The 12,928-nt window shown below is 32.4% G+C and carries 15 protein-coding genes; 14 read left to right on the forward strand and 1 reads right to left on the reverse strand.

Translation table 11 applies throughout. The features are described from left to right. Nucleotides 1-10: 10 nt before the first annotated feature. Complete coding sequence (locus tag HNR52_RS09570) at nt 11-1,903, reverse strand: ABC-F family ATP-binding cassette domain-containing protein (RefSeq protein ID WP_435620450.1); 1,893 nt, start codon at nt 1,901-1,903, stop codon at nt 11-13. Between the two features lie 126 nt (nt 1,904-2,029). On the opposite strand from HNR52_RS09570, the gene HNR52_RS09575 reads away from it, so the two are divergent. The 14 genes from HNR52_RS09575 (at nt 2,030) to HNR52_RS09640 (ending at nt 12,840) form a co-directional block, all read left to right on the forward strand. Then, entirely contained in the window at nt 2,030-2,848 is an 819-nt protein-coding gene (locus tag HNR52_RS09575; RefSeq protein WP_013787470.1) for a flagellar motor protein, read from the forward strand. Beyond that, nucleotides 2,835-3,560: an OmpA/MotB family protein gene (locus tag HNR52_RS09580; RefSeq protein ID WP_435620451.1), complete on the forward strand. Its 726-nt coding sequence runs from the start codon at nt 2,835-2,837 to the stop codon at nt 3,558-3,560. The genes HNR52_RS09575 and HNR52_RS09580 overlap by 14 nt, the downstream gene beginning before the upstream one ends. A gap of 80 nt (nt 3,561-3,640) precedes the next feature. After that, complete coding sequence (locus HNR52_RS09585; RefSeq protein ID WP_013787472.1) at nt 3,641-4,300, forward strand: redox-sensing transcriptional repressor Rex; 660 nt, start codon at nt 3,641-3,643, stop codon at nt 4,298-4,300. Between the two features lie 43 nt (nt 4,301-4,343). Beyond that, a complete protein-coding gene (locus HNR52_RS09590; protein ID WP_435620452.1) occupies nt 4,344-5,612 on the forward strand; it encodes an Nramp family divalent metal transporter in 1,269 nt (422 codons plus the stop codon). A 127-nt stretch (nt 5,613-5,739) separates the two neighbouring features. Beyond that, complete coding sequence (locus HNR52_RS09595) at nt 5,740-6,588, forward strand: Asp23/Gls24 family envelope stress response protein (protein ID WP_013787474.1); 849 nt, start codon at nt 5,740-5,742, stop codon at nt 6,586-6,588. A gap of 99 nt (nt 6,589-6,687) precedes the next feature. Continuing rightward, nucleotides 6,688-7,584 (forward strand): DNA-3-methyladenine glycosylase family protein, encoded by an 897-nt coding sequence (locus HNR52_RS09600; protein ID WP_435620453.1) that lies wholly within the window; start codon nt 6,688-6,690, stop codon nt 7,582-7,584. After that, entirely contained in the window at nt 7,585-8,271 is a 687-nt protein-coding gene (locus HNR52_RS09605) for a DUF554 domain-containing protein (protein ID WP_435620454.1), read from the forward strand. A gap of 38 nt (nt 8,272-8,309) precedes the next feature. Further along, on the forward strand, nt 8,310-8,726 hold the full coding sequence (locus HNR52_RS09610; protein WP_435620455.1) for a HutP family protein: 417 nt from the start codon (nt 8,310-8,312) through the stop codon (nt 8,724-8,726). Between the two features lie 717 nt (nt 8,727-9,443). Beyond that, entirely contained in the window at nt 9,444-9,731 is a 288-nt protein-coding gene (locus tag HNR52_RS09615; protein ID WP_041592068.1) for a radical SAM protein, read from the forward strand. Beyond that, on the forward strand, nt 9,721-10,497 hold the full coding sequence (locus HNR52_RS09620; protein ID WP_435620456.1) for an SPASM domain-containing protein: 777 nt from the start codon (nt 9,721-9,723) through the stop codon (nt 10,495-10,497). The genes HNR52_RS09615 and HNR52_RS09620 overlap by 11 nt, the downstream gene beginning before the upstream one ends. Nucleotides 10,498-10,588: 91 nt before the next feature. Further along, nucleotides 10,589-10,771, forward strand: a complete 183-nt coding sequence (locus tag HNR52_RS09625) for a hypothetical protein (protein WP_435620457.1) — start codon at nt 10,589-10,591, stop codon at nt 10,769-10,771. Further along, entirely contained in the window at nt 10,764-11,927 is a 1,164-nt protein-coding gene (locus HNR52_RS09630) for an MFS transporter (RefSeq protein ID WP_435620458.1), read from the forward strand. Before HNR52_RS09625 ends, HNR52_RS09630 begins: the two co-directional genes overlap by 8 nt. 158 nt (nt 11,928-12,085) lie before the next feature. Further along, on the forward strand, nt 12,086-12,217 hold the full coding sequence (locus HNR52_RS09635; RefSeq protein ID WP_435620459.1) for a hypothetical protein: 132 nt from the start codon (nt 12,086-12,088) through the stop codon (nt 12,215-12,217). A 242-nt stretch (nt 12,218-12,459) separates the two neighbouring features. Beyond that, nucleotides 12,460-12,840 carry a hypothetical protein gene (locus tag HNR52_RS09640; protein WP_435620460.1) on the forward strand — a complete coding sequence of 127 codons (381 nt, stop codon included), beginning with the start codon at nt 12,460-12,462 and terminating at the stop codon, nt 12,838-12,840. Nucleotides 12,841-12,928: the final 88 nt, after the last annotated feature.

Raw genomic sequence — 12,928 nt, forward strand, 5'->3', positions numbered from 1 at the left:
CGGGCATAATCTACCCGCTTAAAATTTCCCATTCTTCATACAGTTTTTCTAATTTTTCTTTTAGCATATTGTATTTTGATTGTGTATCGACGATTTCTCCAGTTTTGTATATATCGGGATTGCACATTTTTTCTTCCAATTCTTTTATGGCATCTTCAGTTTCTATTATCTCGTTTTCTATACGTACCATGTATTCCCTTTGCTTTTTGGCTTCTTTCTGCTTTAGCTTTTCTCGCATTTTTTCGTTCTTAAGCTGTGTCTTTGTCTTTTTTTCCTCTTCATCTTCTTTTGTATTATTTTCATTTCTTTTTTCTACGTAGTACGAATAATTCCCATAGTATTCGTTGATAGAATCGCTGGACATTTCCAATACTTTTGTGGCCATTTTGTCTATAAAGTACCTGTCATGTGACACGAATAGAAGTGTGCCACCAAAATCTAACAATGCCTTTTCCAAAACTTCTTTTGACTTCAGATCGAGGTGGTTTGTAGGCTCGTCTAAAAGTAGAAAGTTGGCTTTTGAAAGGATAAGCTTTAAAAGGGAAACTCTTGCTTTTTCGCCGCCACTTAACTTGCCTATTTGTTTAAACACATCATCGCCGCTGAACAAAAAAGAGCCCAGCATAGTCCTTACTTCTGTTTGAGTCAGATAAGGATTTTCATCCCATATTTCGTCGATTATTGTTTTCTCATCGTTTAGATTTGAAAACTCCTGTTGATAATAGCCTATTGATACATTTGTACCTAAGCTTATGCTTCCTTCGTAATTTGCAATCTCGCCTACTATGGTTTTAAGGAGAGAAGTTTTTCCTACGCCATTAGGTCCTAAGATAGCTATTCTGTCTCCTTTGTAGACTTCAAAGCTTATATTGTGAAATACAGGTTTATCGAAAGACAATGAGAGGTCAGACACCTTTAAAACATCATTTCCGCTTTTTTCTATAAAATCAAATGAAAGCTTAATTGTTTCATTGTTTATAGAAGGCTTATCTATTTTTTCCATCTTGTCCAGAAGTTTTTGTTTGCTTTCAGCCATTTTCACTGATTTTTCGCGGCGGCGATTTTTCTGTATCATTATCATTTCTTGTATTCTCTTGATTTCCTTTTGCTGCTCTTCATAAGCCTTCATTATTATGCTTATTTCTTCATTCTTTTTCTTTACGTACTCTGTGTAATTTCCATCGTAGGATTTCAATGTCTTATTTTCTATTTCAAATATTCGAGTTGCGATTCTGTCGAGAAAAAATCTGTCATGTGATATGACCATTACAGTTCCTCTAAAAAATCTCAAATACTGCTCAAGCCACTCTATGGAAGGTATATCAAGATGATTTGTAGGCTCGTCTAAAAGAAGAAGGTCAGGATCTTTTAAAAGCGCCTTTGCCAGCATAAGCCTTGTCTTTTGACCACCGCTTAAGGTAGAAACAGGTTTATCAAATTCTTCTTGGCTAAAGCCTAATCCTATAAGCACGCCTCGAACTTTGCTGTCGACTGAATAACCTTCTTTTTTATTGTACTCATCTGTCAACTTTGAATATTCGTCAAGAAGCTTGTTTAGTTTCGGTTCATCTTTTGTATCTGCTATCAATTTTTCCAGCTTCTTTATTTCATTTTCAAGATTTTCAATGTCTTGAAAAACTGTCTTGACTTCATCGTAAATAGACTTGTTGCTTATTATATAGGCGTTTTGCTCAAGATATCCTACGCTTATTAGTGGCATTGATATGTTTCCGATGTCAGGCTGAAGATCTTTTACTATAAGTTTAAATAAAGTTGATTTTCCAGCTCCATTATCTCCTACAACACCGATTTTATCGCCTTCATTTACAATGAAAGATATATTTTGTAATATGCTATTTATTCCGTATGATAAATTTACGTTATTTGCTGAAATTATAGCCATTTAATACTCCTCCTGTTATAATATAATATATCAAAGATTATGTCCTATTTAAAGTGAAATTGATATTTAATTTTTATGGTTTTGTTGCCGATATTATATATGTCAAAATTAACGAGGTGAATGTGTATGGATTTTTCGACGTTATTGGGGATTTTGTTAGGGTTTGGCTCTCTCATCTTAGCATTTGTCATGGAGGGTGGAAGTGTTGCATCTTTAATAGGTGTATCGGCAGCACTTATAGTTTTAGGTGGAACGATAGGTGCTACTATGACCTCTTTTTCGATGAAAGATATGTTGAAGCTTCCGAAATTGATTGGGAAGGCTTTTAAAGAAGAAGGTAACAAATACGGTGACATAATCAAGTATTTTGTATATCTCGCTCAAAAAGCCAGAAGCGAAGGGCTTTTAAGCCTTGAACAGGAGTTGCAGTCAGATGAAATTAAAAACTACGATCCTATTTTAAAAGACTGTATTGAGCTTGTCATAGATGGTGCGGATATTGAGCTTATAAGGACTACTATGGAAAATAGGATATACATAGAAGATAAAGAGCTGAAAAGAGAAGCCAGCATCTTTGAGGCTGCTGGAGGATACTCTCCAACAATGGGTATCATAGGTACGGTTATGGGACTTGTTCACGTCTTGGGAAATCTCAGTGAACCAGACAAGTTGGGGCCTTCAATAGCTGTTGCTTTTATAGCTACACTTTATGGTGTAAGCATGGCCAACCTTGTATGGCTGCCTATAGGTAATAAGCTTAAAAATAAAGCGCAGATCAAAAAGACGGAAAAGGAGATAATCTTAGAAGGCAGCCTTTCACTGCAAGCTGGCGAGAATCCTAAGATCGTGGAGAAGAAATTGCTGACATTTGTAGTTGAAAGGGAATCAGTTGCTAAAGCAAAAGAACAAAGTGTGAAAGGTGAAATTGCTGATGATAAGGCATGAGGAAGATGAAGGGAAAAAGGAAAACAGTGAAAGATGGTTGCTTACTTATTCTGACATGATAACGCTGCTTATGATATTTTTTATAGTGCTTTATACAATAAGCACTGTTAATTCGCAGAAATTTCAGCAGATTGCTGCATCACTTGGTAAAACTTTTGATGGGACAAATTATGTCATAGGGCAACAAAGCGGAAACAGCATACTTGACAGCATTAAGACTACAGGTACAAATGGCACTAACGACAATTCGATTGCATCACAGCTTGACAAGCTTATAAAGCAGTACAACCTTCAAAACATGGTGACTTACAAGGTGGACGAGAGAGGGTTTGTCATAAGTCTAAATGATACATTGCTATTTGATACTGGTTCAGCAGATGTCAAACCTGACCAGAAAGAGACATTGATAAAAATAGGAAACATTTTAAAATCGATGCCCAATTACATCCGCGTTGAGGGGTATACAGATAATGTGCCCATAAACAATAATCAATTTCATTCAAACTGGGAGCTTTCTGTCATAAGAGCCACAAATGTGGTTGAGATTTTGGTGAATGATGTAAAGATGGATCCGGCAAAAATTTCGGCTGTAGGGTATGGCGAGTATCGGCCAATAGTGCCAAACGATAGCGATAAAAATAGGCAGCTTAACAGGAGAGTTGACATAGTGATAATGAACAGCGATTACAACAAATGGGAACCTGCTAAGTAAAAAATAGATATTTCCAGGTTGACATATTATTTACAATGTAATATAATTTCTTTATTAAGGATTTTGTCTGGGGTGATTTTATGACTAAAAAAACAATAGTGCCGATGCCTGTGATAAGGAGATTGCCGAGATACCATAGATATTTAGAAGAATTGTTGAAGAACGATGTAAAAAGGATTTCATCCAGAGAGTTAAGCGAAAGGATGGGCGTGACTGCCTCGCAGATAAGGCAGGATCTCAATAATTACGGTGGATTTGGACAGCAAGGGTATGGTTACAACGTAGAAGAGCTTTACAATACTCTGACAAAGATTTTAGGCTTAGATAAGACATACAGCACTATTATCATTGGTGCAGGTAATCTTGGACAGGCTATAGCTAACTACACAAATTTTGAGAGAACTGGGTTTAGCTTAAAAGGGATTTTTGATGTTAATCCAAGATTGTTTGGGCTTAAAATAAGAGATATAGAGATAATGGATGTTGAAACATTAGAGGACTTTTTGTCTAAAAATAAGATAGACATTGCTATACTTTGCATACCAAAAGATAATTCTCAGATTATGGCTGATAGATTGGTGAAAGCCGGCATAAAAGCTATATGGAACTTTTCTCCTATAGATTTAAAAGTTCCCGATGACGTAATACTGGAAAATGTACATTTGAGTGATAGCTTATTGACATTATCGTATAGAATAAATGAAGAAAATCTGCTTAAAGCTAAAGTCGAAGAAAAATAAATGGTACAATCCATTTATTTTTTTGTATTGCTTGGAGGCAAACATGAAAAGATTTATAAAAACCATTGGGGATTTTCTTAAGGAAGATAGAAGTGTCGTACCGTTCGTCAATTTTCTGAAATACGTCGGACCAGGGATATTGGTTACGGTAGGCTTTATAGATCCGGGGAATTGGGCTACAAATGTATCAGCAGGATCAATATATGGGTATAAGCTGCTGTGGGTTATAACACTATCAACAATAATGCTCATCATATTGCAGCACAACGCGGCACATCTTGGAATTGTCACGGGTTACTGTTTGTCTGAAGCTACATCTATATTTATAGACAGCAGGCTTTCGAAGCTTATACTGCTGTCGGCTGTTGCTGCATCAGTATCTACATCTACAGCAGAACTATTAGGTACAGCTATAGCTCTAAAGATGCTTTTCAATATACCTGTAAAAATTGGGGCGGTTTTAGCGCTATTAGTCATATATTTGGTGCTTTATACAAATTCTTACAAGCGTTTAGAAAAGATCATAATCGGATTTGTGTCACTTATAGGACTTTCATTTTTGTTTGAAGTATACATGGTGAAGATAGATTGGAAAGCAGCAGCTATAAGTTGGATAAACCCATCAATACCTCACAATTCCATGGTTGTAATCATGAGCGTTTTAGGTGCTGTCGTAATGCCACACAATCTGTTCCTCCATTCGGAAATCATTCAAAGCCGCCAATGGAACTTGCAGGATGAATCGGTTGTCAAAAAGCAGCTTAAATTTGAATTTCTTGATACATTGTTTTCGATGATTATAGGTTGGGCCATAAATAGTGCTATGATACTTCTTTCGGCTGCGGCATTTTACACTAAAGGCATTGCTGTGGACATGTTAGAGCAAGCAGGAGAGCTTTTGAAGCCAATCATTGGAGGGAAGGCATCTTTGGTATTTGCAATAGCACTTTTGTTCTCAGGTTTTTCGTCAACGGTAACATCTGGAATTGCAGGTGGTTCCATATACGCTGGAATATTTAAAGAACCTTACAACATAAAAGACAAACACACGCTTACAGGAATATTTATCTCGCTTTTTGCAGCGATTATTGTAATATTTTTATTTAAAGACTCATTACAGGTTTTGATATTTTCTCAGATGATACTAAGCATACAATTGCCGATTACAGTGTTTACTCAAATTTATCTTACATCATCGAAGAAGGTCATGGGCGATTATGCAAATAGCAAAGCCAGTAAAGCTGTTTTAATTATTTTAGCTATGATTATAACTGCCTTAAACGTAAAACTTTTAATCGACACATTGATTTGATGGTATCTTGCATTAGACATTGGTAAAACTAAGCATAAAAAAGAAAAATTAAAATTTTATTGCAAAATACAATTGTTGCCGTATAATATAACCTATAGTCATCATTTTTAATCATGGAGGGTATCAATTGAAGGTATATTCTTTTGTTGGAGCCAGTGGAAGCGGCAAAAGTCATCATGCGTCGTTTGTTGCAGGGAAATACGGTATAAAGTACATAATAGATGATGGACTTTTAATATGTGAAAACAGGATCATATCAGGGGTTTCTGCCAAAAGAGAAAAGACAAAATTGTCAGCTATAAGAAGAGCCATTTTTACAGATGATGAGCACGCCAGAGAGGTTAAAAAATCAATTGAAGAAATAAATCCAGATAAAATATTGATAATAGGGACGTCTGACAAAATGGTGGATAAAATCGCTGAAAGGCTTAATCTACCGCCTGTTGCTGAGCGAATATATATAGAAGACATCTTATCCTCTGAGGAGATAGAGCTTGCAAGAAAGAAAAGGTATGAGGAAGGGATGCATGTAATACCTGTACCGACATTTGAAGTTAAAAAGCATTTTTCAGGATATTTTATAGATCCATTGAGGATATTTAGACGAAAAGAGATAGACTTTGAAAAGACGGTAGTGAGGCCATACTACAGCTATCTTGGCAAATACACAATCTCTGAAAATGTAATAAATTCTATTGTATTGAATGAGGCGAAGAAATTTGAAGGCATCTATAAAATAAATAAAGTCATAACAGAGAACTACACAGAAGGAATAATAATAAAAATAGACATTGTTATGGTGCATGGTACGCCTATAAATAGCGTTTTAAGAGGAGCTATAAAAAAGATAAAAAGTGTTGTAGAGTACATGACATCTTTAAATGTGCTTGACATAAAGATTCACGTTAAATCACTTTATATAAAAGGAAATGACAAGATACTTAAAACCCGAGAAATACTTGATAAAGGCAAATAAGCCTTTTTTTTATCCTCAAAAAATTATATAATAATTGTAGAGGTTAGTAAATATTATGTAGTAAGGCAGTGAAAAACCTATATGTGGGTGATGAGGAGAATGAGATATTTAGTTGAGCAGTCCGGTTCTAAGGTTATAGTGCATGGAATTAAGGATTTTAACCTTAAAGAGACATTAGAATGTGGACAATGTTTCAGATGGAATGAAGAAGATGATGGAAGTTATACGGGGGTCGCATTTGACAGAGTAATAAATGTAAAATTAGATGGAGATATATTGACGATTGATAATACCACTTTGGCAGATTTTAATGATATATGGTATGATTACTTTGACTTGGGCAGAGACTACGGCAAGATAAAAGAGATACTTTCGCAAGACGAGATTTTAAAAGCAGCCATAAAGTACGGCGAAGGCATAAGGATTTTGCGGCAAGACACGTGGGAGACACTTATATCATTTATCATATCTCAGAACAATCGGATTCCACAGATAAAAAAAGTCATAGAGAATTTAAGCAGGTTATTGGGACACCCTATCGTTTATAAGGATAAGACGTATTACACTTTTCCGAAAGTTCAGGATTTCATAATGGCAGATATAGAAGTGTTAGAGAAAAGCAAATGTGGATTCAGATCGAAGTATATAATCGATGCAGCGTTAAAAGTATTTAATGACGAAGTAAATCTTTTTGAGTTGCAGCTTTACGATACTTACGATGTACGTAATATACTTATGAGCATAAGAGGTGTAGGGCCAAAGGTTGCAGACTGTGTCATGCTTTATTCTATCGGAAGATATGAGGCATTTCCGACAGATGTTTGGATAAAGCGAGTTGTAGAATTTTTATACCTAAAAAGGAAGACAAATAATTCTGATGTGCAGAATTTTGCAAAAGAGAAGTTTGGCGATTTATCTGGATTTGCGCAGCAGTACCTTTTTAACTATGCAAAAGATCATGTATCAAAAGACGTGTTTAAAGAAAGGAAAAATTAGATGATCGGGACTTTTGTCAATGCAGCATCTATTGTCGTGGGTAGTTTTGTTGGCACTTTATTTAAAATTGGAATTCCGGATAGAATAAAGTCAACAGTTATGCAAGCCATATCTTTAAGCGTTTTGATAATAGGATTTGACAGTGCATTGAAGTACAAAAATTTGTTACTGGTGATAATAAGTTTGACGATAGGCGGCATTGTAGGTGAACTACTGGAAATAGAGAAAAAGCTTAACCAATTTGGCGACTTTTTAGAGAGAAAATTATCGAGAAACGGTGAAAATAAGATAAGCGAGGGCTTTGTGACAGCAAGTCTTATATACTGTATTGGAGCGATGGCGATTGTAGGTGCATTAAAAGACGGTCTACAAGGTGATCACAGTATACTGTTTGCAAAATCCATGTTAGATGGTATATCATCTATAATATTTGCATCTACATTAGGCATAGGCGTAATGATATCATCCATAAGTGTCCTTTTATATCAAGGTTCTATAACTTTGTGTGCATCGCTTCTTAAAGATTTGTTGACAACTAACGTTATTGCGGACATGTCTGCCATTGGTGGTGTTTTGATAATAGGTATATCATTAAATATGCTGAATTTGACGAAGATAAAGATTGGGAACTTGCTTCCGTCAATATTTATACCTATTGTATACGAAATAATACTAAAAGCATTTTAAATGATGAAGGAGGTGCCCTTTAAAGAGGGCTATTGAGTATGAAAGAAATAAGAAGCATAGATGTTGCAAGAGTAGCCATAAGGATGGCGATGTCAAGGAGAGAGGATGAAGCTGCATTAAAGGAAAAGTATGGGAAAGAGGGTATCAAGGTAGCGGCTGTAGATTATGGCGGCGAATACATTAATTCAATTTCAAAGATAATAGAAAGGGCAGTTGTAGCGGCAAAAAGAGAAGGTGTGGTGGAGGACAACCATGTAGGTGAAGGTGCTGTTGCAGGTGCAACGCATGAGGCAATAATGCAGCTAAAAGATAAAGCTATGGGACTTAATATAGGTGGCAAGATCGGAATTGCATTTTACGGCGAACACCTTTGTGTCTGTGCGTTTTTCGCTGTTGGAATGTTAAACTTAAATGAAGTTGCCATTGGATTAGGGCATAGGTCTCTTAAGTATTGAAAATTGTAAATATCCATGTTTGTGATATGCTCCCCTTAAAATAGATAGTTTAATTTAAGGGGAGCATTTTTTATACTTATAAATGGAATGAAGCTGCTACATTTGTCTGCACAATTTTGATCTAAAGTTTATCAATTTTATAATGCAATAAATATAAAAAAATATATTGCATTTAATTTTTGATATTGATATAATAAAATCAATAATATAAAAAATTTGGTTTAAAGGGGAAAATTTAAATGAATAAAAAAATAAAGATACTAATTTTATTTACATTAATGTTTGCGGTTTTGACGCTTGTAATTAACGTAATTCCACTTGAAGACCCACCTGCTTTAACTTTGAATAGTTCGAGTGTTTGTAATGTCGTTTAATATGATAATGGTTTAACAATTTGGCAATACTATTATAGTTGCAGTACTAACATAGTTTATTTGATTTTCGGGTTATATTCTAAATTTAATTAATTTTTGAAATAATATTTACCATTAATGGTATATTTATATAAAATCGCGCGATTAAACCCAATGGAATGAGGAAATTTTATGAAAAAATCACCTATTATTAGGCAAATGGTTGTTGGCTGTGACAATGTCCATTAAAATTTTTTGAGTTATATAACAAGCCTCAAACAATATCTGTAATTGAGGCTTGTTATATATATAAAAAATTTAAACAGTTTAACAGATTATAATTATTTTAGATAGAGCTGTTTTAATGAATAGAATTTTAAAAGCTCCTGAAATGGTAACTTGGGAAATAACAAGTAAATGCAACTTAAAATGTAAACATTGTTCTAATTCTTTAGGAACTGATAACATTTCTGATTTAACTTTAGAAGAATGCAAATCAATTATTGATAAATTATTTGAAGCTGGTGTGTTTAAAATTAGTATCAAAGGTGGTGAACCTTTTGTCAGAAATGATATTTTTCAAATTTTATCATATTTAGATAAAAAAAGGTTATATTCCTCGCATAACAACAAATGCTACGTTGATTACTGATAATATTGCCAAAGAGTTGTCCAAATATAATATTGGATTAATGCAAATTAGTTTAGATGGACCAAATAAAATAGTTTATTCAGGAATAAGAAGATCAAGAGAAGCTTTTACAAGGGCTTTAAATGGGATTAATAACTTAAAAAAGTATAATATTAAAATATCGATTGCTATGGTGTTAATGAGAGAGAATATTGATTATATTTTAGATTTGTTAAACTTAGCAAAATCACTAAATGTTGATGCAGTAAGGTTTATTGATTTTATACCTGTTGGTAGTGGTAATAGATCTTTTTGCCCTACTTCACAACAGCTAAAAAAAGCTTACGAACTTATATTAGATTACGAAAGTAAAAATGGTAATTTAATGATTATAAAACCACAAAAGCTACTTTCAGTTTTATTAAAAAATGATAAAAAAAACAATAAAATTAGCTTATTACAATATATTAACCATGAAAATAAAGTAATATGTGAAGCTGGAAACGTGATTGCTCATATAAAATCTAATGGCGATGTTACCCCTTGTGTTTATTTTAGAGAGAAAAGCTTTATATGCGGGAATATTCTATGCCAAGATTTTTCAGATATTTGGATAAACTCAAATACGATGAACCAATTTAGGAAATTGGAATCCATTCAAGGTAAATGTAACAAATGTAAAATTTTTAATATGTGTATGGGCGGATGCAGAGCATATGCATATTATACTACAGGCTTTTTAAATGGATTTGATAATAGGTGTTGGAATATTGAGGAGGAGAATTAATTGAGGTATAAAAAGAATAATTACGTTTTTATTAGAAAAGAAAATGATGAAGAGTATTTATTATATAATTCAAAAAAATGAGACGTTGTTAATGAATGATATTGGATATATTATTTTCGAGTTTGCAATAAAATATGAAAATTTAGATGACATTATCTACAATGTTTGTAAATTCACAGGAGACGATATAGATTCTGCAAAATATACAATTAAAAATTTTATTGATGAACTTGTTGATAAAGAAATAATTATAAAGGTGGAAAAATATGAGTAGAAATATTTTTCTTTTCATATCATCACAGGTAATTTCTGATATAGGGGATTGGATAGATAGAATTGCTGTTTTAACCTTAGTGTACAACATTAATAACTCATCTGTAGATATGTCGTTTTTGTCTATTATGATGCTATTGCCCTCATTAATATTTGGAGTATTTGCCGGGAAAATAGTTGATATTTATAATAAGAAGAAAATTTTAATTTTAGGAGATTTTTTAAGAGCTATTTTAGTTTTTTTAATACCTTTTTTTAAAGAATATGTTTTTATTATAATTTTTATTGTATCTACTATTTCTATATTCTATGATACAGCTAAAAATAGCATATTGCCGGAACTAGTTAAAAAAGATAGATTAAGACAAGTCAATAGTTTAAGCAGTTCATATAGTTCATTAATGATGGTATTAGGACCCTCAATTAGTGGCTTTATTATTTCAAAATTTGATATTAAATATTGTTTTTATATTGATTCCTTGACATTTCTATTATCCATGATAATGATTTTTTTGATAAAATTATATAAATATGGGTCCAAAAAGGATGTAGAATTGTATCAAACAGATAAAATTTCATTTATCGAAGGATTAAAGTATATAAAGGGTAATTGTATAATTTTCAATACATTATCAATAAATACGATAGTTGGATTAGCCGCTGGCATGTTAAATGGATTACTAATCATGTATGTTTATAAATTTTTAAAAACAGATTCGCAGGGATACGGTGTAATTCTTACTTTCAAAGGGCTAGCAATGATACTGACTTCGCTTGTTTTATATAAATATCTAAAAAACGTGCTAGTTGATGTTATTTTTAAGTTAGGATTAATAGGGTTAGGAATTTCTACTGCTGTATTTCCATTAAATACATTCTTCGTTTTAGCAATTTTGATACAATTTTTTAATGGAATATTTAATGCATTATATTCCATTTCAAGGACTACGATTATACAAGAAAATTGTGATAATCAATACCTTGGGAGGACATTTAGCATGAATACAATGTTAACAAATATAACATCGATTATTTCATTAGCATTTGGGGGTATTGCAGCAGAATTTTTTGGCGTGAGGGCAGTACTGTTAATAGGCGGTTTTATAGTATTAATTAGCGGATTTGTTGCACGAAATAAAATACATATATATTGTTAAAATTAATTTTTGATTTATCAGATTTGACATTTTTGAACATTCAAAATATGATATGTCTTTTAAAAATGAAATAAAATTTTAAAAATATATTGCATTTTATTTTTATAAGTGATATTATAATAAACAAATAGAAAATTTTAGTCGGAGGGGGATGTCAAATGAACAGTAAATTGAAAATATTGACTTTATCTATAATGATGTTCATGTCTTTAGTGCTATTATTTTATATACACCCATTGGAGGATCCACCAGCTTTAACATTGAATAATTCAATTGTTTGTAATGGTTAAGACATATTATAGGGCTACAAACAACACTTTAATATATGTGAGTGAAAAGAATTCGATACTAATTACTTTTTAAGAAATAGAAATGAACTATGTACGAATATTTAATACTAAAATAGATTAATGAATAATTACGAAAGTGACTTGGCTAAATTTTAAGCTAAAATCATCTATGAATATCAATGCAACTCCTTGTTTAAAAATCAAAATTATAAATGAATTTATACGAGTGAGGAGAATAATAAATGAAACCATCAAAATTTACAATTGAACTTGATATTGATGGAAGTAAATATTTATATAATTCACTAAGTAATGCTTATGCGAAAATTGATGAAGACCATTATGAAACATATTTAAAAATTAAGAATAATGATACTGATTATGACGAAAAAATGTCGATAGACTTATATAATGGTGGATTTGTCATTAATGATAATGAAGATGAAATTGGATATATGAATTTTTTTGAAAAAGTTATGAGATATGGAAGTAGTTCATTAGGCTTGACTATAGCCCCTACATTACAATGTAATTTCAGATGCAAATATTGTTATGAGGTACATGAAAATTCATTTATGTCTGAGGACGTACAAAAATTATTGATTGAATTTGTTACTAACTAAAACTTCGCACATAAATAATTACTCTGTTCCTTGAAAACTTAATGCTTTGCCAGAAAAAAGTAATAGTAATTTACACAATTATGCACAC

This window comes from Thermoanaerobacterium thermosulfurigenes (assembly GCF_051201035.1).
In the GTDB taxonomy this organism is placed as follows: Bacteria; Bacillota; Thermoanaerobacteria; order Thermoanaerobacterales; family Thermoanaerobacteraceae; genus Thermoanaerobacterium; species Thermoanaerobacterium thermosulfurigenes.

Bases quoted from the DNA above. Each gene is read 5' to 3' on its own strand.
- HNR52_RS09570 (WP_435620450.1), bottom strand. From the start codon at position 1,903: ATGGCTATAATTTCAGCAAATAACGTAAATTTATCATACGGAATAAAT.
- HNR52_RS09575 (WP_013787470.1), top strand. From the start codon at position 2,030: ATGGATTTTTCGACGTTATTGGGGATTTTGTTAGGGTTTGGCTCTCTC.
- HNR52_RS09580 (WP_435620451.1), top strand. From the start codon at position 2,835: ATGATAAGGCATGAGGAAGATGAAGGGAAAAAGGAAAACAGTGAAAGA.
- HNR52_RS09585 (WP_013787472.1), top strand. From the start codon at position 3,641: ATGACTAAAAAAACAATAGTGCCGATGCCTGTGATAAGGAGATTGCCG.
- HNR52_RS09590 (WP_435620452.1), top strand. From the start codon at position 4,344: ATGAAAAGATTTATAAAAACCATTGGGGATTTTCTTAAGGAAGATAGA.
- HNR52_RS09600 (WP_435620453.1), top strand. From the start codon at position 6,688: ATGAGATATTTAGTTGAGCAGTCCGGTTCTAAGGTTATAGTGCATGGA.
- HNR52_RS09605 (WP_435620454.1), top strand. From the start codon at position 7,585: ATGATCGGGACTTTTGTCAATGCAGCATCTATTGTCGTGGGTAGTTTT.
- HNR52_RS09610 (WP_435620455.1), top strand. From the start codon at position 8,310: ATGAAAGAAATAAGAAGCATAGATGTTGCAAGAGTAGCCATAAGGATG.
- HNR52_RS09615 (WP_041592068.1), top strand. From the start codon at position 9,444: ATGAATAGAATTTTAAAAGCTCCTGAAATGGTAACTTGGGAAATAACA.
- HNR52_RS09625 (WP_435620457.1), top strand. From the start codon at position 10,589: ATGAATGATATTGGATATATTATTTTCGAGTTTGCAATAAAATATGAA.
- HNR52_RS09630 (WP_435620458.1), top strand. From the start codon at position 10,764: ATGAGTAGAAATATTTTTCTTTTCATATCATCACAGGTAATTTCTGAT.
- HNR52_RS09635 (WP_435620459.1), top strand. From the start codon at position 12,086: ATGAACAGTAAATTGAAAATATTGACTTTATCTATAATGATGTTCATG.
- HNR52_RS09640 (WP_435620460.1), top strand. From the start codon at position 12,460: ATGAAACCATCAAAATTTACAATTGAACTTGATATTGATGGAAGTAAA.